This is a genomic window from Gordonia hankookensis (assembly GCF_014673215.1).
GTDB lineage: Bacteria > Actinomycetota > Actinomycetes > Mycobacteriales > Mycobacteriaceae > Gordonia > Gordonia hankookensis.
The window spans coordinates 461072-486151 of the sequence record NZ_JACWMS010000002.1 but is presented as its reverse complement, the minus strand read 5'-3'; the positions used below and the strand labels follow the sequence as shown (position 1 = coordinate 486151).

The following is a 25080-nucleotide window of genomic DNA, read 5'->3' as shown; positions in this document are numbered from 1 at the left end:
TGTGCTGTAGGAGAACAGTAGCGATCAGGCGAGTCGGACCGGGGTGTTTGACCGACGGCGCGCGCCGAGTCCCAGGTTCTCCCGCAGGGTGCGACCTTCGTATTCGGTGCGGTAGACGCCGAACTCCTGGAGATACGGCACCACCTCGTCGACGAAGCGGTCGAGGCCACCCGGGGTGATGTGCGGGACCAGGATGAAACCGTCACTCGCGTCCGCCTGGACCAGATCATCGATCTCGCGCGCCACGGTCTCTGCCGATCCGACGAACGACTGCCTGCCGGTGACCTCGATGATGAGTTCGCGGGTGGTCAGGTTCCCGGCGGCGGCGATGTGCCGCCACTGCGCGGCCACGTCACGGGGATCGCGGTGGATCCGAACACTGGCCCTGCCCTTGGCGACCGTGTTCTCGCCGGGAATCGGGTCGACCTCGGGAAGCGGTCCGTCCGGGTCGTGGTCGGAGAGGTCGCGGTTCCACAGCTGTTCGAGGAACGCGATCGCGGTCTGCCCGCTCACCTGTGCGAGGCGGACCTCATGGGCGATGTCCGCGGCCTCGGCGTCGGTGTCGCCGAGGACAAAGGTTGCTGCCGGGAGGATCAGCAAGTCCTCCCGACGGCGGCCATGCGATGGGAGGCGTCCTTTGACGTCGGCGTAGAACGCCCGACCGGCGTCGCGGTCGGAGTGGCGCGAGAAGATGGCGTCGGCGCGGGCCGCCGCGAACTCGCGGCCCTCCTCGGAGTCGCCGGCCTGGAAGATCACCGGGCGTCCCTGCGGACTCCGGGGCACCGAGAAGTGCCCGGAGATCGCGAACTGATCGTCGACGTGGTCGAATGCGCCTGCGTCGTCGCGACGCAGGAATCGGCCGGTCACCTTGTCGGCCGACACGTCGTCGTCGAGCCACGAGTCCCACAATTCGATGGCGGTCTCGAGGAATTGGCGGGCGCGCCGGTAGCGCTGGTCCTGGGGGAGAAACCCGCCCCGCCGGAAGTTCTGTCCGGTGAACTCGTCCCACGACGTCACCACGTTCCACGCGGCGCGACCGTCCGAGAGGTGGTCGAGTGTCGCGAATTGCCGTGCCACCTCGAATGGTTCGTTGAACGTGGAGTTGATGGTGCCTGCCAGACCGAGGTGCTCGGTGACGGCCGCCAGTGCGGCGAGGACGGTGAACGTGTCCGGCCGCCCGACGACGTCGAGGTCGTAGATCTCCCCGTGCTGTTCGCGTAGACGCAGCCCCTCGGCGAGGAAGAGGAAATCGAACAGCCCGCGCTCGGCGGTCTGGGCGAAACGGGTGAACGAATCGAACTCGATGTGGCTGCCGGAGTTCGGATCGCTCCACACCGTGGTGTTGTTGACGCCGGGGAAGTGCGCGGCGAGGTGGACCTGTTTCGTCATCGACGTCCCGCTCCTGTCGTCGTCGCAGTGGTCAGGGTGAACCGGTTGGCCGGGCGCGTGAGGCCGAGCCGTTCGCGCAGACTCGGTGCGTCGGCGTCGCGGATCAGTCCACGTCGTCGGAGTTCCGGCACCAGGTTCGTGGTGATCTGCAGCAGGTCGTGTGGAACCGTCGCCGGCCGCAGTCGGACGCCGGTGATCCCGGAGCCGGTGAGATCGGCGATGTGGTCGGCGAGGTCGGCAGCGGTGCCCGAGAAGACCGGCACCCCACCGGTGTACGGCGTGCCCAGCACGTCGTCGAGCCGATTGCGGCGGGCCTCGGCGGTCCGGTCGCGATCGTCGAGGTGGACGAGAAGGTCGGCCAACACGTGGACCTGCTCGTCCTCGCGTCCAGCGCGCGACTGCGCGTCCCGGACGGCGGCCACGGCACGGGTCGCGGACGGACGATCGTGGGCGGCGACGAACCCGATGTCGGCGGACGCGCCCACGAAGTCGACGGCGGCCGCGCCCGCTGCGGTCGTTGCGGCGATGACGGGTTGACCCTGCGGCGGCCGCGGGGTGATCGACGGTCCCCGGACCGAGAAGAAGCGTCCCTCGAAGTCGATGTGATGCAGCTTCCTCCGGTCGACGAACCGTCCGGTCGACACGTCCCGGATCTCGGCGCCATCTTCCCAGGAGTCCCACAGGTGGCGCAGAACCTCGACATATTCCGTTGACTCGGAGAACAATTCGCGTTGCCGTTCGGCAGACTCGGCCGGCAGCGTCCGCCTGCCGAACAGCCGCGCGTCCGGGTCGGTGTCGGCCACCTCGACGAGGACACCCGCACGTGCACGACCGACGTAGTCGAGGGTGGCGATGGCCTTTGCGGCATGGAACGGCTCGGTGTGCGTCGCGACCACGGTCGGTACCAGGCCGACCCGCGACGTCGTCGATGCGACGCGTGCGGCCACCAGCACGGAATCGAGTCGTCCGGCGGCGAGTTCGGCGGCCGGCCGGTCCAGGTCGTCGGTCGTCGGTGGCCGCAGGCGAAAGCGGTCGGCGATCGTCACCAGGTCGATCCCGGCCCGATCCGCTTCGCCGACGAGGTCGGTCCAATAGTCCGCCGTGAGCAGGTCATCAGGGCATGCGTCCGGTTCTCTCCAGGCGAGCGGATGCCAGCCGGCACCGGTGAGGGCGATGGCCAGATGTGTTCCGAGAGTGGTCATGAGGGCACTTCCCGTATCGGTGGTACGTCGCGTGGTCATCGAGGACAACGTCGCGACGGCGCCCGGGCAACCGGATCCGGAGGGTCTCGATCAGTGTGAGTGCAAGTCTCGCCAAGACTCTCGTGGTGCGGCTTACTGGGTGATCGCCATCGATCTCACGCCGAGGAACCCAGGGAGTGTGGCCATGTCGTGGCTGACCCGGGTGCTGGTCTCCCAGCACAACTATCTGCTCCGAGCGGTCTCAGGGCTCGCACCCGAGGCCGCGCATGCCACCGCGTTGTGTGCCGGACCGGACTGTTCGTGTGGTGCTGTCATCCCGGCGCACGGGGAGGCATGGTGACCGTGCGTGCCTCGCGTGTTCCGCTGTCGGTCCTCGACCTCGCGCCGATCACCGAGGGCAGTCGCGCCACCGACGCGATCCGGCGCAGCATCGAACTCGCCCGCCACGTCGAACAGTTGGGGTACCGGCGGTACTGGCTGGCCGAACACCATTTCGTCTCCGTGGCCAGCTCATCCACGACGACCCTCATCGCGCTGGTCGCGGCCGCGACCGATCACATCCGGGTAGGCAGTGCTGCAGTCCAGATCGGTCACCACACCGCGGCGTCGGTGGTCGAGGCGTTCGGCACGATCGATGCTCTCCACCCGGGGCGGCTCGACCTCGGGCTTGGGCGGTCGGGGCAGCGGCGCACCGAGGCCCTGTCGGCCGTCGCCGCGGGCCGACGCGTCACCGAACCGCAGCCGGAACGATGGGTCGACGGACTGCTGATCCCGGAACCGTTTCCGATCGAGCAACTCCTGTCGTCGCCGCGGCTGGCGACGATGAGCAGTGCGCTCGCGTTCGAGGGTGCGCGGCAGCCGGATTTCGCCGACGCCGTCGACGACGTGCTTGCCTTGCTGGGCGGGCGCTTTCGCATCGACGACCTCGAGGTCCGTGCCGTCCCGGGTGAGGATGCCGACCTCCAGGTCTGGATCTTCGGCAGCAGCAAGGGGCAGAGCGCGGCGGTCGCGGGTGCGTCCGGATTGCCGTTCGTGGCCAACTACCACGTGAGCCCGGCCAGTGTGCTGGAGGCCGTGGAGGCCTATCGTGCCGCGTTCCGGCCATCGGCTCGGCTGACCGAACCCTACGTCGTCGTGTCGGCGGATGTGGTCGTCGCCGACGACGACGAGACCGCGGCGCAGCTGGCCTCGACCTACGGTCACTGGGTGTACGACATCCGTAGCGGTCACGGCGCGACGGACTACCTCGACCCCGCCACGGCGCCACCGCTGACCGCTCAGCAGCTCCGCGTCGTCGCGGATCGGACCCGTACCCAGTTCGTCGGCGCGCCGGAGACGGTCGTCGGCGGCCTCGAGGCCCTGGTGCGAGCCACCGGTGCCGACGAGTTGGTGATCACCAGCGTCACACACGATTTCGAGGCCCGGAAGCGATCGCACCAGCTCCTCGCCGAGGCCTGGCGGTAGCCGCCGAGGCCTGGCTGTAGCGCCGCGGCGACGAGTGATGAGACTGCCGGGAAACGCCGAGGCCCCCACCTGCTTCGGGATCACTCCCGGACCAGGTGGGGGCCTGCGCGGTCAATTCGACCGACTCAGCCGATCATCACCATCTCGTGGTCGCCGACCGAGCGTGCCAGCGCCGACACGTGATCGGCGGCGTCGCCGAGGGTGTGCGAGATCGCGGTCAGTCGGCTCAGGTAGTGGCCGACCGGGTACTCGGCGGTCATCCCGATACCGCCGTGCATCTGCACCGCCTCCTGTCCGATGACCCGGCCTGAGCGGCAGATCTGAAGCTTCGCACGCGACGCGATGGCCGGGTCGCAGACGCCGTCGGACAACGCGGTCGTCGCGTACAGGCTCATGCTGCGTGCCAGCTCCAGCTGGGCGTACATGTCCGCGGCGCGCTGGGTCAGTGTCTGGAACTGTGACAGCGTGACACCGAACTGCTTGCGGGTCTTCAGGTATTCGACGGTGAGGTCGAGGGCGCGCTCCATGGCGCCGACGGCCTCGGCGCACAACGCGGTCTGGATGCCGACCTCGGCGTCCGCGATCACCTGGGTCGCGTCGCCGCTGCCCAGGCGAACCGCTGCGGCATCGGTGAACTCGATCTGCGCGCCCCGACGGCGGTCGTGGGTGCGATACGGAGTTCGTGCGACGCCCTCGGCATCCGCGTCGACGAGGAACAGGCCGACACCGTCGTCGGTGCGTGCCGACACGACCAGCTTGCCTGCGCAATCACCATGTCCGACCAGGGTTTTGACGCCATTGAGCTTGCCGTCGTCGGCGGTGGTTGCGACCTTCGCGCCCGGCCAGCGGTCGCCCGGTTCGAGGTGTGCGAACGCCATCAGCAACTCACCCGACGCCAGCCCGCCGAGGATTTCGGCGCGAGTGTCGGCATCGGCGGTCGCGGCGACGAGCGACCCCGGGACGAGGACTGCGTCGAGGTACGGCTCGGGGGCCAGTGCGCGACCGACCTCGGTCATGACGCTGGTGAACTCCACCGGGCCCGCGCCCATACCGCCGTCGTCCTCGGGAAAGGTGAGGCCGAGGATGCCGATGTCGGCCAACGACTTCCAGACGCCCTTGTCCCAGCCGAGTTCGGTGTCGGTGACCGCGCGGACCGTCTCGATGTCGTACTTGCGGGTCAACACCTCGCGGACGGTGTCGCGCAGCATCGTTTGTTCGTCAGATAGAGCGAAATCCATGAAAGGTACCCAGGTTCTCGTGTGTAGTGAAAGGTTCTGTGTGGCGGCCTGTTACAGGCCCAGCACGGCCTTGTCGATGATCTGACGCTGAACTTCCGACGATCCGCCGTAGATGCTGACCTTGCGGTAGTTGAGGTAGGTCGGTACGGACAGCTGCGCCCACTCCGGCGACGCGATGTCGGCCGTACCGTTGGCGGCGGACGCATCCAGGCCTGCGACCGGCAGTGAGTCGGGGCCGGCGATGTCGGCGAGCAGCTCCATGGCCTCCTGCTGCAACTGGCTGCCACGCAGCTTCAGCAGCGACGACGCCGGGTTCGGCTTGCCGTCTGCCGACGACGCGGCCACGCGCAGCTGGGTCACCTCGAGGGCGAGGAGGTCGTTCTCCAGCTCGGCCAGACGGGTGGCGAGCAGCGGATCCTCCAAGAGGGTGCCGCCGGACGCGGTGGTGATCTGGCGCGCGAGTTCTTTCGCCTTGGCCAGTTTGGTCTTGGTGTAGCCGATGCGGGCGATGCCGCTGCGCTCGTTGCCGAGCAGGAACTTGGCTTGGGTCCAGCCCTCGTTCTCCTTGCCGACGAGGTTCTCGACCGGCACGCGGACGTCGTTGAAGAAGACCTCGTTGACCTCGAATCCGCCGTCGATCAGCTGGATCGGGCGGAGCTCCACGCCGGGGGTGTCCATCGGGAACAGCAGCATGCTGATGCCTGCTTGCTTCTTGACGTCCGGATCGGTGCGCACGAGGCAGAAGATCCAATCGGCGAACTGGCCGAGCGTGGTCCACGTCTTCTGGCCGTTGACGACGTAGTGGTCGCCGTCGCGGACCGCGCGGGTCTTGAGTGATGCGAGGTCCGAACCGGCCTCGGGCTCGGAGAAGCCCTGGCACCACCAGATGTCGAGGTTGGCGGTCTTGGCCAGGAAGCGTTCCTTCATCTCCGGTGACCCGAACTGCGCGATGACCGGACCGATCATGCCGACGTTGAACGGCAGCATGTCCGGGACGTGCATCAGGCTCATCTCCTCGCGGTAGATGTGGCTCTGGATGGGGGTCCAGTCGCGGCCGCCCGCCTCGACCGGCCAACCCGGCGTCGCGACGCCGTGCTCGTTCAGGATGCGGGTGGTGGTGACGAGGTCGTCAGGGTAATTCAGCTTGCCCGCCTCTGACCGGCGCCGGAGGTCTTCGGGGACTTTCGCGAAGATCGCCCGCAACTCATCGCGGAACGCCTCTTCTTCGGGACTGAATTTCAGCTGCATGAGTTCTGTCTTACTCCTGGTCGGCGGGCGTGGGATGCAGACGTGGAAACGCGAAGGTGACGGTCGTTGCGTCTGCTGACTAAGCGCTTGCTTAGTGATACTCTGCACTATGCCGCGACCAGTGGCCCATGTCAATGTCAACGGATCATCGGAAACGGAGGCCGGCGACATGTCAGTCGTGGAACCGCCGCCCCGTGCCGTCGCGGCGCGCTCACGGTTGCTGCGAGCCGCGGTGGAGGCGTTTGCGGCACAGGGATTCGACGCGACGACCACCCGCGACATCGCGACCGGGGCGCAGATGAGTCCGGCAGCGGTGTACGTGCACTTCCGGTCCAAGGAGGAGGTGCTCTACGAGCTCTCCGACGCCGGGCACCGCTCGTTCCTGGAGTTGATCGATGCCGCTGACGATCCCGCGCACCCGCCTGCCGCGCGTCTGCGGGCCGTGATCGGTGCGCTGGCCGCTCATCACGCTCGTGATCATGTGTGGTCCAGGGTCGTCAACTATGAGTTGGACTCGCTCTCGGCGGAGCATCGTGAAGCCATCGCAGTGATGCGCAAGGAGGTCGCCCGACGGGTCGGCGCGATCGTCGACACGGGCATCGCCCGCGGAGCCTTCGACGTCGACGACCCGCAGGCGACCACGACGCTGCTGCTGTCGATGGGTGTCGATGTGGCGCGCTGGTATCGGGAGTCCGGCGCGATGACTCCTGAACAGATCGGTGACTTCCAGGCGGAGATGGCTGCGCGGATCGTCGGTGCTCGGGCGGACCGCTCACCGACGTGACACGTCGATGTGGGCGAACGCGGGCGAGCGTGTCAGCGACCCACTGAGATCTTTCGGTCCGAGACGGTGCGGTCGGCCGCCGCGGCGCCGGTCGCCGATCCGTCGCTCCTGGCCGACCGCCGGTGGATACCGGCGGTGACGAGTGCACCGAGGACCGCCAGCAACAGTACGTAGGCCACATAGCCGACGACGGTCTCCTGCAGACCGATGTGGGAGACCACGAGTCCGGCCACCACCGCGGGCAGGCTGAAGGCGAGGTAGCTCGCCACGAAGACCGACGAGAAGACCTGTCCGCGTTGCTGTGCGGGCGTCGCCGCGATGATGCTGTCCAGCGCGCCGAGGAAGGTCGCGGCGAAGCCGGCGCCTGCCACGATCGAGCCGACGATGTAGAGCGGTAGTGCCTCCATGAGCACGCCCGACAGCGAGATGACCGCACCGCCGGCGAGGGCGGGGTAGCCGAAGGCGAGCTTGGTGCCCGCCTCGCGTCCGGTGATCATCAGCGACGTGACGGCCGCTGAGGCGAAGAAGACGAAGAGCAGCACTCCGGCTTCGGCGTGGTTCTCGACGCCGAAGACGCGGGCGACCACCGACGAGCCGAGCGACAGGTAGAGCCCGCCGAGCGACCAGGTCGCGACCAGCGCGGGCACTGCGGTGAAGAACACCCGGCGGACCGGGGCGGGCAGATGCACTCTCGGAGCGAGCGTCGCGACGAGGTGTCGCCGGGAGGTGAAGCCGACTCGCTCGGAGGTCTCGGGCACGATGAGCAGAGCGATGAGCAATGCCGCGAACAACCCGAGGATCACCTCGTAGATCAGGAACCGCGGGGCAGGCGCGTACTCGACGAGGAGACCGGCGACCGCGACGCCGCCTGCGAGTCCGATGGTCGGAGCGGCCCCGGTGATCGCCGACCCGAGCCGGGGTGTCGGCTGCAGGTCGACGACGGTCGCGGTCAGTGTCCCCATCGCCGCGCCGGTTGCGAGGCCCTGTAGGGCACGGGCAGCCAACAGCACGCCGACGTCGTCGGCCGAGACGAACAAGATCATGCTCGCGATCAACAGGGCGAGTGCCACCGCGAGCACGGGTCGTCGGCCGATGTGGTCGGACAGAGAGCCAACGGTGAGCAGGCTCGCCAGCATCGTGGCCACATAGATGGCGAAAACCGCGGTCAGGGTGAACGCCGAGAACCCCCAGAGTTCCTGATAGACGGGGTACAGCGGCGATGGCGCAGCAGAGGAGAAGAGGACCATCACGAAAGTGGCCGTGACCACCCAGAACGCGCGATGCGGGTGCAATCGAGTCATCTCATCTCCCTAAAGCAAACAAATTTGCGTTAGATTCAAAGTAGCCACACCCGCCCACTAAAGCAACTCGATTTGCAATAATGGCAGACATGAGTGGTTCCAGTGCAGCGGCGAATGCCCATCCCGGCGGTTCCAGGCGCCCGGGTGGTCGGAGTGCGCGGGTGCAGTCGGCGGTGTACGCGGCGGTCGGGCAGCTCGTCGGTGCCGGCAGGCGTGACACCATGACGATCCCCGAGGTGGCCGAGCTCGCCGAGGTGAACCCCACCAGCATCTACCGACGATGGGGGTCGATCGAGGCGCTGCTCGGAGAGGTGGCCGTCGCCGCTCTCACCCAGGGCGAGCCGCTGCCCGACACCGGTGTGCTCGACGCCGACCTCGCCGAATGGTCGAAGATCATCGCCGCCGACATCGGGCGCCCGAAGCGGCGGGCATATCTGCGCGCCATGGTGTTCGCGCGCAACGATGTGGTCGAGGAGTGTCCCTGCTGGGAGATCCGCCGCGAGCAGGCCGAGCAGATGGTCGCGCGGTCGGTTGCACGTGGCGAGACGACGCCATCGGCACGCCAGATCCTCGACCACGTGATCGCGCCGCTGTATCACCACGCCGTCTTCGGTCTGGCCCTCGACGACACCTACGCGGAGGATCTGGCCGCTGATGTGATGGCCATGACCAAGGCTGCCCAGCCACCCCGCTGATCCCGCCCCCCGCCCCGGGCCACCCCGCCCCCACCCCCGCCGATCTAGTAGGCCCCGAGCGCAGCGAGGCGCCGTATCGAGATCAGACACCGCCCCCCGCTGATCGAGTAGGCCCTGAGCGCAGCGAGGCGCCGTATCGAGATCAGGCCCCGCCACACCGCCCCCCGCCCCCCCGCTGATCGAGTAGGCCCCGAGCGCAGCGAGGCGCCGTATCGAGATCAGACACCCCGACCCCGGCCCGACATCGCCGAGCCATGGCCGATCGACCGTGACGGAGGCTAGGCTCCCCGCATGAAGAACGTCCACGCATTCGGGGACGACGCGCTCGGCGATCTCGACGGTGTGGGAGTTGCGGCCGCGATCCGATCGGGCGAGATCTCCGCTGCCGAAGCGCTCGATGCGGCAATCGCCCGGATCGACGCGGTCAACCCGCAGCTCAACGCGATCGCCGTCGACGATCGGGATCGTGCCCGCAAACGGGCCGCGGACGACGATTTCCCGGCCGGCTCGTTCGCTCGGGTGCCGTCGATCATCAAGAACAACACCCTGTTCGAGGGTCTGCCGGTGGGTAATGGTTCGGCTGCGATGCCCGACCTGCCCGCCAAGGGCAACGAACCGTTCACCGAGCAGTTCCTCTCGACGGGCGTCAACATCGTCGGGGCATCCACGCTGCCGGCCTTCGGACTCACTGCGACAACGGAGTTCGTCGACCGCGATCCCACCCGCAACCCCTGGGACACCGACTACTCCTCCGGCGCGTCGTCGGGCGGGTCGGCCGCGCTGGTGGCCGCCGGCGCGCTGCCCGTCGCGCACGGCAACGACGGCGGCGGTTCCATCCGGATCCCCGCCGCGGCCTGCGGGCTGGTGGGCCTCAAGCCGTCGCGCGGGCGGGTGGCACCCTCGCCGACCGGTCAGATCCTTCCGGTGGACATCATCTCCAACGGCATCCTGAGCAGAACCGTCCGCGACACAGCGCATTTCATCGACGATGCCGAGAAGTTCCGGCCGCCGTCCGAGCTCCCGACGGTGGGTCTCGTGGAGGGGCCGGGCACGCGGCGGCTGCGGATCGGGTTGATCAACGACACCGTGACCGGGACCCCGATAGATGCCGACACCATGGCCGCGCTCTCGTCGGCCGTCGACCTGCTCACCTCGCTGGGGCACGATGTCGAGGTGACCCCGGTCCCGTTGGACGAGACATTCGTCCGGCAGTTCACCGACTACTGGTCGATGCTCGCATGCTCGATGCACCGACTCGGAAAACTGCTGGTGGGCAAGGACTTCGATGCCGCGGCGCTCGATCCTTTCACCGTTGACCTGTCGCAGCGGTATCTGCGAGCGTTCTGGCGGACCCCGTCGACGATCGTCGGACTCAAACGCGCCACCGCGAGGTTCCGCACTGCGTTCGACCGGTTCGATCTCCTCGTGTCGCCGACCTTGTCCCACACCACTCCGAGGATCGGTTACCTCGATCCCGGAGGCGATTTCGACGAGATCTTCGAGCGGCTCGTGCACTATGTCGCCTTCACGCCCGCCAACAACACCACCGGCACCCCGGCCATCAGTCTCCCGATGAGCCGGAGTTCCGATGGGCTTCCCGTGGGCGTCCACTTCTGCGCCGACCTGGGCCGCGAACGCCTGCTGTTGGAGATGGCCTTCGAGATCGAGGCGGCCCGGCCGTTCGCGCGCATCCAGGACTGACACGAACAGAGGTTGCATCCTGGTCCGGTATCCGGAACAGGATGCAACCTCTGGGTCGGTCGAGCGTGAGAATCAGTGCGAAACAGCCTTTTCGGCACCCACCCCGGTGAGTGACCGCACCTCCATCTCGGCCTTGCGTTCCGGCGTGCCCACGTCGGATGGTGACGTGAACGTTCCGACGATGCCGAGGATGAAACCGATCGGGATCGACACGATGCCCGGATTGGCCAGCGGGAACCACGCGAAGTCGGCGCCCGGGATCATCGCCGTCTCCGAGCCCGAGACGGCCGGGGAGAAGATGATCAGCACGATCGTCGAGATCAGGCCACCGTAGATGCTCCACAGCGCGCCGCGGGTGTTGAATCGTTTCCAGTACAGCGAGTACAGGATGGTCGGCAGGTTTGCCGCTGCGGCGATCGCGAAGGCCAGGGCCACCAGGAAGGCGATGTTCTGCCCGTTGGCGAGGATGCCCAGGATGATGCCCATGATGCCGAGCACGACGACGGTGTAGCGCGACACCCGGACCTGATCTTCCTCACTTGCCGTGCCGCGCTTGATGACGCTTCCGTAGATGTCGTGCGCGAACGAGGCCGATGCGGTGATGGCCAGCCCGGCGACGACGGCGAGGATGGTCGCGAACGCCACCGCGGAGATGATCCCGAGGAGTACCACGCCCCCGAGTTCGAACGCGAGCAGCGGAGCCGCCGAGTTCTGCTTGCCTGCCGCCGCCATGATCTTGTCCGGACCGACCAGGGCTGCGGCACCGTAGCCCAGGACCAGGGTGAACAGATAGAACGCGCCGATCAGTGCGATCGCCCAGACCACCGATTTCCGAGCCTCTTTCGCTGTCGGCACGGTGTAGAAGCGCATCAGCACATGAGGCAGCCCTGCGGTGCCGAGCACGAGGGCGATGGCCAGCGACACGAAGTTGATCTGCGACTCGAAGGAGCCGCCATACTGCGCCCCGGGCGCGAGAACGTCACGGGCAGCGATCTTCTCGTCGGCCGACCCGGAGATCGCGTCCTGGGCCGAGCCGAGGATGCTCGACAGGTTCATGCCGAATTTGGCCAGCACGATGAACGTCATGATCGCGGCACCGGCGATCAGCAGGACCGCCTTGATGATCTGCACCCAGGTGGTGCCCTTCATGCCGCCGACGAGGACGTAGACGATCATCAGCGCACCGACAGCCGCGATCACGATCGACTGTCCGACGCGGCCTTCGATGTCGAGGAGCAGGGCGACCAGGCCGCCCGCGCCGGCCATCTGGGCGAGCAGATAGAACAGCGAGACCGCCAGGGTCGAGATCGCGGCCGCCAGGCGTACCGGGCGTTGGCGCAGGCGGAAGCTCAAGACGTCGGCCATCGTGAATTTGCCGGTGTTGCGCAGCAATTCGGCCACCAGGAGCAGAGCGACGAGCCAGGCGACCAGGAACCCGATCGAGTAGAGGAAGCCGTCGTAGCCGTAGACGGCGATGGCGCCTGCGATGCCGAGGAAGCTCGCCGCGGACAGATAATCGCCCGCGATGGCGACACCGTTCTGTGGTCCGGAGAAGCCACGTCCGCCGGTGAAGAAGTCGGCCGCCGATTTGTTGTTCTTGCTCGCCCGGATCACCACGTACATGGTGATCGCCACGAATGCGAGGAAGATCGAGATGTTGGCCGCCGGGTTGCCGACTGCGGCTGCCACGACCTGGGTATGTGAGGTGCTCATGAACCGACCGGCCCTTCCATCTCGTCGCGGATCGCCTCGGCGCGGGGATCGAGGTCGCGGTTCGCGAAGCGTACATACAGCCCGGTGATGACGAAGGTGGTCACGAACTGCAGGAGGCCGAGGACCAGTCCGACGTTGATGTTGCCCCAGACCTCGGTCGCCATGAAGTCGTGGGCGAATGCTCCGAGCAACACGTAGAGCCCGTACCAGAGCAAGAAGAACGCCGTCATCGGAAAGACGAATCGGCGCAGGCGACTGCGGAGTTCCTGGAACTGCGGGCTGGCCTGCACCTCCAGGAACTGATCGCCGGTCGGCGGGTGCGGTACCGCGCCGGGTGGCTGTTCGATGGTGGACACGTCTGCCTCCTACGGGGACTGTGATGACACTCTGAACAGGAGAATATTGAGGGCCAGGTCACATGAGAACGGGGTGGCGTGGCTCACACGTCGAAGTCCGGTGACGGTGCGCCGGGCGGTCGGTGTCCGGCGACGAACGGTCGGGCCGGCCCGCGAGGGTGGGCGACTCCTGTTGGTCGAGTAGCCCGCGAGGGTGGGTGGCTCCTGTTGGTCGAGTAGCCCGCGAGGGTGGGTGGCTCCTGTTGGTCGAGTAGCCCGCGAACGGAGTGAGCGCGCGTATCGAGACCCCTTCACGGACCCCGAATTTCCTGTCGGTGCTCCGCGATAGTCTGTGTCCAGTTGATCTCCACGAGGGCTTTACGCATTCGATACCGGGCTGATGTTGTTGGTGTCCTGTCGGTTTCGTCCAGTGAGGCCTGCTCGTGTTCGTGTTCACCGATCCTGTCGCCGACGACGTCGCGCTGTCCTGCGCGCCGTCGTCCGAGCTGGCGGGTACGGCGCGTGACGCGTTGTGGTTGAGTCGCCAGGCCGAGGCCCGTTCGCTGCTCGCGGCTCATCGGCTCGGGCAGTCGGTGTACGACGAGATGTTGATGTCGCTGGATCCCGAACGCCAGATGATGGTGCGCAACCCCGCCGACAAGGCTGCCATCGGCGAGATCTCGCTGCAGCTGGGCATCTCCCGGAAGAAGGCAGGCACCTGGTTCAATCTCGGCGAGGCGTTACGGGGCCTGCCGAAGATCCGGATGGCATATCTGGCAGGTGATCTCAGTACGCATCGGATGTCGGTGATGGTCTACGCGGCACGATCGGCGTCCGTCGCCACCGCAGAACCCGATTTCGAGGACATCGCATTGGACTTGGCGTCGCGCCCGTCCACCGACAAGGTGCTGCGCGACGAACTCGAAGAGGCGCTGATCAGTCTGGATCCGGAGGGTGCCGCCGAGGCGCGTGACGGATTTGCCGACGCGTGGCAGAACGTTGCCATCACCGACGACTCATCCGGTCACGCCAACATCGACGCATGTGTGCCTGCCGAGGACGCGGTGTTCCTGCGTGAGCGGATCGGTGCGCTGATCGCCGAGCGGGTGTGTCACCGCGATCCTCGCACCATCGGCCGCCGCCGCGTGCTCGCATTGGCGGAGCTGCTGGGTGTGCCTGGCAAGAAGCTGACGTGTGCATGTGGTCTGGACGAATGCCCGATGCGTATGCCAGATGCCACGACCGACGAGCAGGCTCCGGCAATGTATGTCCCGACCGACGTCGCGGACGATCGTCACGAGGGTTCACCGGCACCCACAGAACCGCCGCCGTGGACGCTCGTCGTCGATCCGACCGGTGTCGAGGTGCCTCGGCTACGTGGCTTCAGGGCCATCGATCCGTCCTTGGCGGACACCTTGTCTCCGCGAGCCTCGCTGATCACGCTGCCTCCGCACCTGATCCGCGGGCGCTCCCGACTCATCGTCGTCGGCAGACGTGGACCGGCACCGCCGATGGACCCGACCGGGCACGGCGGGTTCGAGCATCCACCGCCCGGCGCGTTGACCCACGCACCGTCGGCACGGTTGCGTCGCGAGGTCATGCTGTCGGACCTCATCTGTCGATACCCGTTCTGCGGCATGCCGTCTCACAAGTGCGAACTCGACCACATCGTGAAGTTCGATCATGCCGACCCGCACGCAGGCGGGTGGACGCTGGCGTCCAACCTGGCTCCGATGTGCCCGCCCGACCATCACCGCAAACACCTCGGTCGATGGCGACCCACCATGAACACCGACCGCACCATCACGTGGTGCAACACCACCACGGGAGAGGAGATCACCACCCACCCACGCTGACCCAGGCACAGCCCAGGCCGACCACGCCTAACGACTACTCCTTCGGCAACCGTTCGATGCCCATCCCGAGGCGTTCGGGGACATGCATCCGGGCGAAGGTGCGGGCGAGGTCGACGGGCAGGTGCCGCCGGGTGGCAACACTCACCACGATCATGGTGGCGAACGCGAGGGGGACGGTCACCGCGGCCGGGTATCCGATGATCATGGCGGGCCAGCCGCCGAGCGCCTCGTTGTCGACCACTCCCGCGATCGCCAGGCTCGTCGCTGCCCCTGACGAGCATCCACCGACCACCAGGCCGGCGACGGCGCCGGGGGCCGTGAGGCCACGCCACCAGATGCCCAGCACCAGAAGGGGACACAACGTGGACGCAGCGACAGCGAACACGAGGCCGACGGTCCGCGACAGTTCGAGGGAGGTGGCGGCGAGAGACAGCCCGATCGGGATCAGGCCACCGATCACTGCCGCCAGCCGAAAGTCGCGGACGCGTCCGCGCAGTACGTCGGTGGCGAGTGCCCCGGCGACGCTGACCAGCAGACCCGAGGACGTGGCGAGGAAGGCGGCGATCGCGCCCGCGGCGACCAGGGCCGCGAGGAACTGTCCGGCCAGCCCGCCGACCGCTGCGCTGGGCAACAGGAGCACCGCGGCGTCTGCGGTACCGGTGATCAGGAGTTGCGGCACATACAGCCTGGCGAAGACTCCGAGAAGCGTGGGGAACAGGTAGAACAACGCCAGCAACGCGATCACCGCGAGCGCGGTCCGGCGTGCCGACCGGCCGTCGGGATTGGTGTAGAAGCGCACCAGCACGTGGGGGAGTCCCATGGTGCCGAGGAACGTCGCGACGATGAGCGACAGCACTTCGAACAATGGCTGTCGCCCACCGAGTCCGCCACCCGAGGCGATCCAGTCGGCCCCGGTGGTCGGGGCGCCCTCGACCACCGGGGTGGCCGCGCCCGCATCGAGGTGGATGACGGTACCGGCGGCCAGATCGTGTGGCCCGGTGGCGGTGATCGGCGCGTCCTCGACGTGCTCACCGTCGAGCGTCCCCGTCACCGACAGACCTGCTGTCTCGGTGACGGTGACCGTGACGTCGGTGGTGATGTCGACCGTGGTGGCCTGCGCCACGCGTGGGGGTGCGGGTGCACCGAGTTCTGCACGATCGGAGAAGAACACGGCGAGCAGGGCCAGCGCCGGCACCGCGATCGCGGTGAGCTTGAGCCAGTACTGGAATGCCTGGACGAAGGTGATCGACCGCATCCCACCCCCGACGACATTGACGATCACGATCGCGCCCACCGCGACGACACCGATCCACACGGGCGCACCCAGCAGGATGTTCAAGGTGAGTCCGGCACCTTGCAGCTGGGGGATCAGGTACAGCACACACACCACCACCACGACCGTCATCGAGGCGAGCCGGGCGGTCGGGGAGCTCAGCCGGAACTCGGCGAAGTCGGGCACCGTGTACGCGCCGGACCGGCGCAGTGGGGCCGCCACGAACAACAGCAGCCCCAGATACCCGGCGGTGAATCCGACCGGATACCACAGTGCGTCGGCGCCGTATTTGGCCACCAGGCCTGCAACACCCAGAAAAGATGCGGCCGACAGGTATTCGCCGGAGATCGCTGCGGCGTTCCAGCGAGAACCGATGCTGCGAGAGGCGACGAGAAAGTCGGAGGTGGTGCGCGAGAGTCGGCCGCCGTACGCGCCGACGGCAACGGTCGCGACGGCCGCGAGTCCCAGCGCCACCGCGGTGAGAGCGTCGACGTCGGTGCTCACGGCTGGTCGCGTTCGTCGTCGACGAGCCCGATGAAGTCGCGCTCGGCCTGTTCGGCGAATCGCACGTAGACCCGTCCGGTGACGTACAGCAGGGGGTAGAGCGCCAACGCCAGTATCAGCCAGTTGAGACGGATTCCGAGCACACTCACAGTGGTGAGCCACGGAAAGATGGTGCCCACCACCGGGATCGCGACGATGATGGCGACCACACCCACCGCCAGGCGCAGGGCGAGCCCCAACTGCGCTCGCATCAGTCCACGCACCAGGGCGTCGCCGACCTCGGTCTGTTCCTGGACCTCGACCCGGGTGCGGACCATCCGCGCGCCGCGCCGTCGTGACAAGACGACCCGTTCCCGCTGCGGCTGTTGGCTTGTCATCGCTGTGCCGGGTCGTCCGGGCTCGACTTGAGCTCGCGCATCGGATCGCGGATCAGCAGATCCTTGAGCTCGCGGAGCTGACGGCGACTCACCGGCAGCTCGACGGCGGCCGAGGCTCCATGAGCCCGTACGCACACGACGGTCGTGGAACCGGTCGTGCGTAGTCCGGTCACCATGGGCAACGCCACCAGATATGATCGGTGGACGCGCTGGAACCCGTGATCCTGCCAGCGGGATGCCAGGGTGGACAACGGGATTCGCACGAGATGCGCGCCCGAATCCGAATGTAGCCGGGCATAGTCGCCCACCGCCTCCACCCACGAGATACTGTCGCGACGGACCAGTGATGTGACGCCGGACAGCTCCACCGGGATCACCTCGTCGGTGCCGCTCACCCCCGGCGGAACCGGTTCAGCGTGGCCGGAGGTCTCGCGGATCGTCAGTACCCGGGAGATCGCCTGTGTGAGCCGTTCGTCGCGCAACGGCTTGAGGAGATAGTCGACGGCACCGACCTCGAAGGCGTCGACCGCCTTGTCATCGTGGGCGGTCACGAACACGACGGCGGGCGGGTCGGCGTACTTGGTCAGCACTCCGGCGAGCTCGAGCCCGGAGAGCCCGGGCATGTTGATGTCGAGGAAGATCGCATCGACGCGATGCTCGTTGAGCTGGCGCAGCGCGTCGGTGGCGTCGCCTGCGCTGAGCACCTCGTCGATCTCGGGCCGGCGCCCGAGCAGATAGGTCAGTTCGTCGAGCGCCGGAGGCTCGTCGTCGACAGCGAGGACCACCAACGACATTCGGGCACCCCCTTTCACGGATACATCAGGCACGGATACCGGCGCGGAACTTGGGGACCCGCATGCCGACTCGGGTGCCCGCATCGATTCCGGTGTCGACCACCAGACCGTAATCGTTGCCGAACGCGGCCCGCAGCCGATGATCGACATTCGTGAGCCCGACGTGAGCGCCGTCGGATTCGCTGCGGGCGTTCTCGGCGGGGGCCAGGGCATCGATGTCCCCGGACCGCAGGAGTTCGGGGTCCATGCCTGCGCCGTCGTCTTCCACGGTGATCACGCAGTCCGAGCCTTCGTCGCGGGCGATGATCGTGATGGTGCCCCCGCCCTTCCCCGCCAGCCCGTGCCGAACGGCGTTCTCCACCAGCGGTTGCAACGCGAGGAATGGTACGACGACGTTCAGCACCTCGGGCGCCACCTGGAGCTTCACGTTCAGGGCCGGTCCGAACCGCGCGCGTTCCAGCGTCAGGTACCGGTCGATGTTGCGCAGTTCGTCGGCCAGCACGGTGTATTCACCTGCGGCCCGGAAGGAGTACCGCGTGAAATCCGCGAAGTCGAGGATGAGCTCCCGGGCCCGATCGGGGTCGGTCCGCACGAACGACGCGATGGTGTTGAGGGCGTTGTAGATGAAGTGCGGACTGATCTGTGCGCGCAGCGCGAGGACCTCCGCACGATCCAGACGCGCCCTCGACGCCTCGAGGTCCGCCAATTCGATCTGACTCGACACGTACCGCGCCACCTCACCGACCGCGCCCAGCATGCCTGGGCCCGGACGCTGGGTGGCGGCCACCACGAGCACCCCGACGCTGCGGCCGTCGGCGATCAGCGGTTCGGCGACGAGTGCGCGGACCGGCGATTCCGGACCACACGGATCGTTCACCAGCACTCGCCGCTGATCCGGCTCCGCGGTCCGCGCCGCCTCTGCGGCGGCAGCGATCAGAGCGTCATCCCACAGCCGATCGCCCTCGGGCTCGTGGGCCAGCAACTCGCCGACGGAATCGTAGAGAGCCAATGCATCGGCGGCGGTGAGTGCTCGCAGGTGCGGGAGGGCGTCGCGAGCCGAGGAGGACGAGAGTCCCGTGCGTAGCGATCGTGCCGCCTGCGACGCGGTCTGCAGAGCGAAGTGGACGGCCCGCTCGGTCGGGGTGGTGACCACGCGACGGGTACGGATGAGCACCACCGCCGCGATGACGACGAGCACGGCCACCACCGCGAGAGCGATCGCCAGCTGTCCGGACATGGTCTCCACGATCCCACCTCCCGGGCCCGGTGTTCACCTGGACCGGCAAACCGGGAGGTCCGAGCTCAGTACACCGACCACTCGCCCTGCGCGTATCGCAGGATGCGCGGGTCCATCAGGGTAGAGGGCGCAACGTCGACCGGGGGTCGGTCGGCGGGAAAGACCGCCGCCGCGGCCAGCTCGGCCTGACTGAGGAAGCGCAGTGGAACCGGGGGGTCAACCCGCAGAGCGGGTTTCGACGTACCGGCCAACAGGTAGCCCCAGTCCCCGAACGACGGCACGTCGACGTGGAAGGGCGTGGTGGCGAAACCGGCCGCGCGGAGCGTCGCATCGACACACCAGAACGACTGCGGCGCGAAGTAGGGCGAACCCGCCTGCACAACGGCACGGCCGCCACCGGCCAGATGGGTCCGGACGAGTGAATAGAACTCGGTGGAGTACAGCTTGGCGGTGGCGGACTCATCCGGATCCGGCATGTCGACGACGATGACGTCGAAACGGTCCCGGTTGTCCCGCAACCACGAGAACGCATCCGCGTCGACGACGGTGCTGCGCGGATCGTCCATCGATCCACGGTTCAGGTCTCGCAACCGGTGATCGGAACGGGCCAGCCGGACCATCTCCGGGTCGAGCTCCACCAGCGTCGCCGACTCGACGTCGGGGTAGGTCAGCACCTCGCGTAGCGCGAGACCGTCGCCGCCGCCGAGGATCAGCACCCTGCGATGCGGACCCGACATGGCTGGATGTACCAGCGACTCGTGATATCGGTACTCGTCGATCGACGAGAACTGCAGATCCCCATTGAGATAGAGACGTGTGTCGGGCCCGATCGGGGTGCGGCGCTGGGTGATCACGATGTCCTGATACGGAGTGCGTTCGGCCGCGACGATCGGGTCGCGGAAGAGGGCCTGACGGGCGGTCACCTCGAATCGGTCGGCCCACACCAGTCCCGCGATCAGCGTCGCGACCACACCGACACCCACGGCGCCGAGCACCAGCCCCCGGGTACGTCCCAGATCGTGTCGGAACACCACGAACACCAGGAAACATCCGGCCGCGGCATTGACCAGTCCGACGACGAGGGCGCCTCGCAATTGCCCGAACAGTGGGAGCAGCAGAAACGGGAAACAGAGGCCGCCGACGAGCGCGCCGATGTAGTCCACCGCGAACATGTCCGCCACCGCCGACCCCGGGTCCTGGCGTCGGATCCGCTGTAGCAGCACCATCAGCAGCGGGATCTCGGCGCCGATCAACAGGCCGAGCACGAACGCCATCGCGACCAGGGCGGGCGTGTACAACGACAGGTAGGAGAACGCCGCGTAGAGCGCTATCACCGACAGTCCGCCGAATAGGGCGAGCGCCAGCTCGATGACCGCGAACGTGGTGACGGCCTGCGATTTCAGCGGTTTCGCGGCCAGCGACCCGACGCCCATTGCGAAGACCATCACCGCGAGCACGATGGAGGCCTGGGTGGCGGTGTTGCCGATCAGGAACGAGCCGAGCGATACCAGCGCGAGCTCGTAGACCAGACCGCATGCGGCGCAGACGAACACGACCGCGAGGAGCGCGGCTCGGGGCCATCGGCCGCGTACAGGTTCGTCAGGTCGCGCCCCACCGGTGGGCTGCGCCGTCTGGTCGTCGGCCGTCGCGCCCGTGGCGGATTCCTCGGTTGTGGTCATGATTCTGTCGATGCCACGAGGTCAGAGGATCGCGGCGGCCACGATCAGCGCGATGCCGACATGCGTGACGCCGTGGACCCAGACCGCCGGGTGGCTTTCGGGGTGGACGACGAGTTCACCGAGCTTGCCCGGCGTGAACAGGTCGATGATCAGGAAGCTCGCCACCATGATCACGATGCCGATGATCGTGTAGACGACGGTGTAGGTCAGACCCTCCAGCAACCTGCCCTGGCTCGCGACGATCGCGGCGGTGACGATGATCGCGACCGCCGCCAGATTGGAGCCGACCAGGATGCCCGCGTTGCGGTTGCGGTCCGCCCACAGCTGGTGGCGCAGGTTGCCGGGTGTCAGCACGTCGACGACGGCGAATGCCAGCAGCATGAGGACCATGCCGGTTGCGCCGTACGCCGCTGCCGCGTAGGCATTCTCGATGAGTCTGGTGAGCACGGTGTCCTCCGGTTCAGGTGATGCTGGACGGTTGGGTGGGTGATGGGCGCCGATGGGTCGGTTTGGTCAGATCGGGACGGGTCATTTGCCGCCCCCGCCGGACCCGCCGCCTCGGTAACCGCTGCCGGAGCCCCCGAAATTCGGTGTCGGCACCCAGAAGGCGCCGATGAAGGGAAGGTAGTGGTTGTATCCCGATCGGTAGTCACGGCTGAGCATCACGCGGGTCGTGTTGGCGGCCAACGGGAACAGCCCGATCAGATAGTCCGGGTACTGCAGGAACTGGCTGCCCGCCACGTTGGACGGATTCGCCGTGTCGCCGCTGCGCTGATCGTTGGGCCGCTCCACATCACTCAACTCCGCGGCCACGGTATCGGGTGTGCCGTCGGCCACGTAGGCGTCGACGTCGCCTTCGTCGAGGCTGGTGTCGCGCTGGTAGTGCGACGTGATGTAGCTGCGTGCGTTGGCGTCGTCGCCCGCGAGGCCTCGGAACGCTTTCACCGAGCAGGATCCGACGATGGCGAGGACGGCGATCAGCACGATCGCGGCAACCGCGAGGTTGCGGGTTCGGCGCAGGCCGCGGCGAGGGTCGTCGGAACCGGGCGGCGGAGATGGTGGTGGCGGCTGAGTCATCTGCCGGGCTCCGGCGTCCGGCGCAGCTCACTCGAGGTCACCACGAGCTCGGAGCATTGCGGATAGGTGTGCCAGGTCTGCCAGGCGAGCGCGTCGGCGTGTGCCGTGGCGATCACCGCGGTGATCGCCAGCGGTAGTCCGGGAAAGTGGCCCATCACGGCGGGGTCACCGGCGGCGAGGTGGCGGTCGACCCGGTGCCCGAGTTCGGTGACGATCGACTGCATCCGGTCGGTATCGCATGGCTCGATGCGTGAGGCGAAGGTGTAACCGTCCTCGACGACGGTGTCCGGCAGTGGTGCGTCCATGCCGGGCAGGCAGGCGACTGTCTCGCAGAGCCGGTCGGTGCCGTCGTCGACCACCACCTGGTGGCTGGCACCGAGCAGACGCACAGACACACCGCGGTCACCGATTCGCCGATCGCAGCGCGCCAGCGGTTCCTGGAGTCCGGCGGTCAGCGAGAAGGCGAGGCCGCGGGCACTCGTGTCGGCATAGCGGACCTGTAATCGGTTCTGGCCGATCACGGTTCAGGAGTGGGGTCGGACGGGTAGATGCGGTACTCGCCACGCTCGATCACCTCGCCCCGGGCGCATTCCCACCCGGATCCGAAATCCTCGAACGACAGGCGTTCGTCGCCTGCCTCGTAGTCGTGGTAGCGCATCGAGCCGCGGGCGGCCAGACCGGTGGTTCCCGCCGAGGTGAACTCCGCCGACCCCGATTCGTCGGAGCGGTAGCGCCGGCCGTCCAACTCCAGACTGTCCGGTCCGGGGGTCAACGTCACGCCCGTGAGCTCGTGCCACAACACGACCTCGAGGTCGGGGTCGTCCTCGACCGAGATCCACGCCTTACGCCCGGTACCGGTGTCCAGGAAGTTCTCGGTCCAGAGGTAGCCGCTCTGGGACAACCGGAGAGTCCCGCGCACTGCGAACGTCTCGCCGCGGAGGTCGACGAGGTCGCTCGGCTTCAGCACACGAGGGTCACCGCGGACCGCGTCGTCGTCGGCGGTCGAGAACGGGTCGCCGGGCCGGTACGCCCGCTGCCGCAACGCGTCGGACTCGGCCTGTCGCAACTTGCGGTTGCCCAGGAAGTTGAACACGACCACGACCGCGATGATCAGCAGCAGTGCGACGATGACGATCAGCAGGATCTCCACGCGCCCGACCCTATCGGTAACCCGTCGAAACGGACATCCCCGGCCGTCCGCGCGAATGACGGACCGCTGAGCGAGACCGTCCCTCAGAGCAGACCGCGTCGGCGGGCTTCGGCGACCACCCGTGTCCGGCTGTCCACGCCGAGCTTGTCGAAGATGTGCACCAGGTGGGACTTGACGGTGGCCTCGGAGATGGTGAGTGTGCGGGCGATGTCACGGTTGGAATCCCCGTCCGCCAGCCGGCCGACGATCTCGAGTTCGCGTTGCGTGAGGGCGGTGTCCGGCGACTGCATCCTGCCGAGGAGGCGCGCCGCCACCGGCGGAGCCAGGACGGTCTCTCCGGCGGCCGCCGATCCGATCGCTCGGACGAGATCGTCGGGGTCGGCGTCCTTCAACAGGTAGCCGGTGGCGCCGGCCCGGACCGCGCGCAGGATGTCGGCGTCGGTCTCGTACGTGGTGAGGATCAGTACCCGTGGTGGATTCGGAAGCGCCCGAATCGATTCGGTTGCGTGCACCCCGTCACCGCCGCTGCCGAGGCGCAGGTCCATCAGGACCACGTCGATGGTCTCGCGCTGCGCCGCGGCCAGCGCATCCGCAGCGGTGCCGGCCTCCGCGACGACCTCGATACCGTCGACCGGTGCCAGCACGGCGCGCAGGCCGGCCCGCACCACCGGGTGGTCGTCCACGAGGAGCAGTCGAATCATGTGTCGGCCTCCTCCGCGGCGGTGTCGGGGTCCACCGGGATCGTCGCTCGGACAGCGGTTCCGGCGCCTGCCTCGGACTCGACGGTCACGTCTCCGCCCCGCTCTGCCAGCCGGCTGCGCATGGCCGTGAGACCGTAGCCGGTCCCGTCGGAGCGTGGGCCGTTCAGTGCCGCCGGATCGAAGCCGACGCCGTCGTCGACGACGTCGATGCTGACCTCGTCGTCCTGATAGGTCAGGGTCATCGTCGCCGAGTCGGCCGCGGCGTGCCTGCGGGCGTTGGACAAGGCTTCCTGTGCCACGCGGAGCAGCGCGACCTGGACGTCGATGGGCACAACGTGTGGGGTCCCATGCTGTTCGAAATCGGTGCGCAACCCGAGCCCGGAACTGTCGTCGGCGAGTGATCGGAGCGCCTGTGTGAGACCGTCTCTCTCGAGCGCCGCCGGGTTCAGCCCGAGGACGAACCGCCTGGTCTCGGCCAGCGCACCGATCGCGGTGTCGAGCGCCGTGTGGAGCTGTTCCGAGCGATCTGTCGGGGTGGACGGTCGCAGCGCCGCGCGCAGCAACATGATCACGCTCGCCAGACTCTGTCCCACGGTGTCGTGGATCTCGCGTGCGAGGCGCTCGCGTTCGGCGAGTCGACCGGCCTCGCGTTCGCGGATCGCCAGGGCTTGTTGGGTACGCATCAGCTCGTCGAGCAGGCGCCTGCGTTCGTCCGACTGGGCTCGCAGCCGCTGATAGATCTCCGTCATCACGGCGGCGCAGGCGACTCCGATGACCGGGCCGAAGACCGCTCCCGCCACCCACCGGCCCTGGTGTGCGGCGAACCCGATCGCCGCCGCGAGCGCGATCGTGACCTCGATGGGTATGGCCGCACGGACGGGAAACAGATGCCAGACCAGCAATGCGAGCAGGAACGCCAGCCACACGAACTCACCGGACAGCGCGACGAGGCCCAGCCAGATCAGGATCAGTCCGGCCAACCACAGGCGGGCGATCCGCCCGCGTCGGCGTGAGACCCACACCGCGCCGACGCAGTACCAGCCGGCGGCCGCGAGCGCCGCCAGGACCGGCACCACCGGGGTGGACGAAGCCATCGCGGCGCGTACCGCCCCGAGCGCGAGCAGCACGGCGAACAAGACGTGTCCGGCCAGCAGCACGTGCCGATCGGCCTCGGGGGCCGCCTCATCACCCGGCGGGGTGCCGGGGGGATCGAACTGAGGGCGGGACGGGGTCACATCCCCAAGTATCCCCACCGGGCACCCGGCACCGCCTCCAACTTTTGATGGACTTCCGGCTGGACCGAACGAGACCCCAGAACCCATCGGTGCGCCGATGCGTGCCGACCCGACGCCGCCGAGGCTG

24 protein-coding genes are annotated in these 25080 nt (G+C 67.7%); 6 read left to right on the top strand and 18 right to left on the bottom strand.

Features of this window, described 5'->3' with window-relative positions:
* Positions 1 to 24: 24 nt before the first annotated feature.
* Positions 25 to 1389 (bottom strand): NtaA/DmoA family FMN-dependent monooxygenase, encoded by a 1365-nt coding sequence (locus IDF66_RS09595; RefSeq protein WP_164307724.1) that lies wholly within the window; start codon positions 1387 to 1389, stop codon positions 25 to 27.
* Positions 1386 to 2630: an LLM class flavin-dependent oxidoreductase gene (locus IDF66_RS09590; protein WP_223309402.1), complete on the bottom strand. Its 1245-nt coding sequence runs from the start codon at positions 2628 to 2630 to the stop codon at positions 1386 to 1388. The genes IDF66_RS09595 and IDF66_RS09590 overlap by 4 nt, the downstream gene beginning before the upstream one ends.
* 145 nt (positions 2631 to 2775) lie before the next feature.
* Here IDF66_RS09590 and IDF66_RS09585 point away from each other — a divergent pair, with 145 nt between their 5' ends.
* Together IDF66_RS09585 and IDF66_RS09580 are read left to right on the top strand one after the other, a co-directional pair.
* Positions 2776 to 2931, top strand: a complete 156-nt coding sequence (locus IDF66_RS09585; protein WP_164307723.1) for a hypothetical protein — start codon at positions 2776 to 2778, stop codon at positions 2929 to 2931.
* On the top strand, positions 2925 to 4055 hold the full coding sequence (locus tag IDF66_RS09580) for an LLM class flavin-dependent oxidoreductase (RefSeq protein ID WP_190266668.1): 1131 nt from the start codon (positions 2925 to 2927) through the stop codon (positions 4053 to 4055). The genes IDF66_RS09585 and IDF66_RS09580 overlap by 7 nt, the downstream gene beginning before the upstream one ends.
* 125 nt (positions 4056 to 4180) lie before the next feature.
* Here the strand turns inward: IDF66_RS09580 and IDF66_RS09575 are convergent, their stop codons facing one another.
* Together IDF66_RS09575 and IDF66_RS09570 are read right to left on the bottom strand one after the other, a co-directional pair.
* Entirely contained in the window at positions 4181 to 5293 is a 1113-nt protein-coding gene (locus IDF66_RS09575; RefSeq protein WP_190266667.1) for an acyl-CoA dehydrogenase family protein, read from the bottom strand.
* Positions 5294 to 5344: 51 nt separating this feature from the next.
* The gene (locus IDF66_RS09570) at positions 5345 to 6541 is read right to left on the bottom strand and encodes an acyl-CoA dehydrogenase family protein (RefSeq protein ID WP_164307720.1); all 1197 of its coding nucleotides are present in this window, start codon (positions 6539 to 6541) and stop codon (positions 5345 to 5347) included.
* A 169-nt stretch (positions 6542 to 6710) separates the two neighbouring features.
* Here IDF66_RS09570 and IDF66_RS09565 point away from each other — a divergent pair, with 169 nt between their 5' ends.
* Complete coding sequence (locus IDF66_RS09565; RefSeq protein ID WP_164307719.1) at positions 6711 to 7325, top strand: TetR/AcrR family transcriptional regulator; 615 nt, start codon at positions 6711 to 6713, stop codon at positions 7323 to 7325.
* A 32-nt stretch (positions 7326 to 7357) separates the two neighbouring features.
* On the opposite strand, the gene IDF66_RS09560 is transcribed toward IDF66_RS09565, so the two are convergent.
* Positions 7358 to 8626: an MFS transporter gene (locus IDF66_RS09560; RefSeq protein ID WP_190266666.1), complete on the bottom strand. Its 1269-nt coding sequence runs from the start codon at positions 8624 to 8626 to the stop codon at positions 7358 to 7360.
* Positions 8627 to 8715: 89 nt separating this feature from the next.
* Here IDF66_RS09560 and IDF66_RS09555 point away from each other — a divergent pair, with 89 nt between their 5' ends.
* Both IDF66_RS09555 and IDF66_RS09550 read left to right on the top strand, forming a co-directional pair.
* Complete coding sequence (locus tag IDF66_RS09555) at positions 8716 to 9321, top strand: TetR/AcrR family transcriptional regulator (protein WP_190266665.1); 606 nt, start codon at positions 8716 to 8718, stop codon at positions 9319 to 9321.
* Between the two features lie 291 nt (positions 9322 to 9612).
* The gene (locus tag IDF66_RS09550; protein ID WP_190266664.1) at positions 9613 to 11022 is read left to right on the top strand and encodes an amidase; all 1410 of its coding nucleotides are present in this window, start codon (positions 9613 to 9615) and stop codon (positions 11020 to 11022) included.
* Between the two features lie 72 nt (positions 11023 to 11094).
* On the opposite strand, the gene IDF66_RS09545 is transcribed toward IDF66_RS09550, so the two are convergent.
* Positions 11095 to 12735: a solute symporter family protein gene (locus tag IDF66_RS09545; RefSeq protein WP_164307715.1), complete on the bottom strand. Its 1641-nt coding sequence runs from the start codon at positions 12733 to 12735 to the stop codon at positions 11095 to 11097.
* Positions 12732 to 13091, bottom strand: a complete 360-nt coding sequence (locus IDF66_RS09540; protein ID WP_190266663.1) for a DUF485 domain-containing protein — start codon at positions 13089 to 13091, stop codon at positions 12732 to 12734. The genes IDF66_RS09545 and IDF66_RS09540 overlap by 4 nt, the downstream gene beginning before the upstream one ends.
* A gap of 428 nt (positions 13092 to 13519) precedes the next feature.
* Between IDF66_RS09540 and IDF66_RS09535 the strand changes: the two genes are divergently transcribed.
* Positions 13520 to 14926, top strand: coding sequence for an HNH endonuclease signature motif containing protein (locus IDF66_RS09535; protein ID WP_317628646.1), 1407 nt, complete (start codon positions 13520 to 13522; stop codon positions 14924 to 14926).
* A 34-nt stretch (positions 14927 to 14960) separates the two neighbouring features.
* Here the strand turns inward: IDF66_RS09535 and IDF66_RS09530 are convergent, their stop codons facing one another.
* The 11 genes from IDF66_RS09530 to IDF66_RS09480 all read right to left on the bottom strand — a co-directional run bounded on the left by IDF66_RS09530 (position 14961) and on the right by IDF66_RS09480 (position 24953).
* Entirely contained in the window at positions 14961 to 16703 is a 1743-nt protein-coding gene (locus tag IDF66_RS09530; RefSeq protein ID WP_190266661.1) for a sodium/solute symporter, read from the bottom strand.
* Positions 16700 to 17080, bottom strand: coding sequence for a hypothetical protein (locus tag IDF66_RS09525; RefSeq protein WP_190266660.1), 381 nt, complete (start codon positions 17078 to 17080; stop codon positions 16700 to 16702). Before IDF66_RS09525 ends, IDF66_RS09530 begins: the two co-directional genes overlap by 4 nt.
* Positions 17077 to 17874, bottom strand: a complete 798-nt coding sequence (locus tag IDF66_RS09520) for a LytR/AlgR family response regulator transcription factor (RefSeq protein ID WP_190266659.1) — start codon at positions 17872 to 17874, stop codon at positions 17077 to 17079. The genes IDF66_RS09525 and IDF66_RS09520 overlap by 4 nt, the downstream gene beginning before the upstream one ends.
* Before the next feature lie 25 nt (positions 17875 to 17899).
* A complete protein-coding gene (locus IDF66_RS09515) occupies positions 17900 to 19111 on the bottom strand; it encodes a sensor histidine kinase (RefSeq protein ID WP_190267415.1) in 1212 nt (403 codons plus the stop codon).
* A 65-nt stretch (positions 19112 to 19176) separates the two neighbouring features.
* Positions 19177 to 20790, bottom strand: a complete 1614-nt coding sequence (locus tag IDF66_RS09510; RefSeq protein ID WP_190266658.1) for a polyamine aminopropyltransferase — start codon at positions 20788 to 20790, stop codon at positions 19177 to 19179.
* A 21-nt stretch (positions 20791 to 20811) separates the two neighbouring features.
* Entirely contained in the window at positions 20812 to 21237 is a 426-nt protein-coding gene (locus IDF66_RS09505; RefSeq protein WP_164307708.1) for a DUF350 domain-containing protein, read from the bottom strand.
* A gap of 81 nt (positions 21238 to 21318) precedes the next feature.
* Positions 21319 to 21867 (bottom strand): DUF4247 domain-containing protein, encoded by a 549-nt coding sequence (locus IDF66_RS09500; RefSeq protein WP_190266657.1) that lies wholly within the window; start codon positions 21865 to 21867, stop codon positions 21319 to 21321.
* Positions 21864 to 22388 carry a DUF2617 family protein gene (locus IDF66_RS09495; RefSeq protein WP_190266656.1) on the bottom strand — a complete coding sequence of 175 codons (525 nt, stop codon included), beginning with the start codon at positions 22386 to 22388 and terminating at the stop codon, positions 21864 to 21866. Before IDF66_RS09495 ends, IDF66_RS09500 begins: the two co-directional genes overlap by 4 nt.
* A complete protein-coding gene (locus IDF66_RS09490) occupies positions 22385 to 23017 on the bottom strand; it encodes a DUF4178 domain-containing protein (RefSeq protein ID WP_164307705.1) in 633 nt (210 codons plus the stop codon). The genes IDF66_RS09495 and IDF66_RS09490 overlap by 4 nt, the downstream gene beginning before the upstream one ends.
* Before the next feature lie 83 nt (positions 23018 to 23100).
* Positions 23101 to 23718 (bottom strand): response regulator, encoded by a 618-nt coding sequence (locus IDF66_RS09485; RefSeq protein WP_190266655.1) that lies wholly within the window; start codon positions 23716 to 23718, stop codon positions 23101 to 23103.
* Positions 23715 to 24953: a sensor histidine kinase gene (locus IDF66_RS09480; protein ID WP_317628645.1), complete on the bottom strand. Its 1239-nt coding sequence runs from the start codon at positions 24951 to 24953 to the stop codon at positions 23715 to 23717. Before IDF66_RS09480 ends, IDF66_RS09485 begins: the two co-directional genes overlap by 4 nt.
* Positions 24954 to 25080 lie beyond the last annotated feature (127 nt).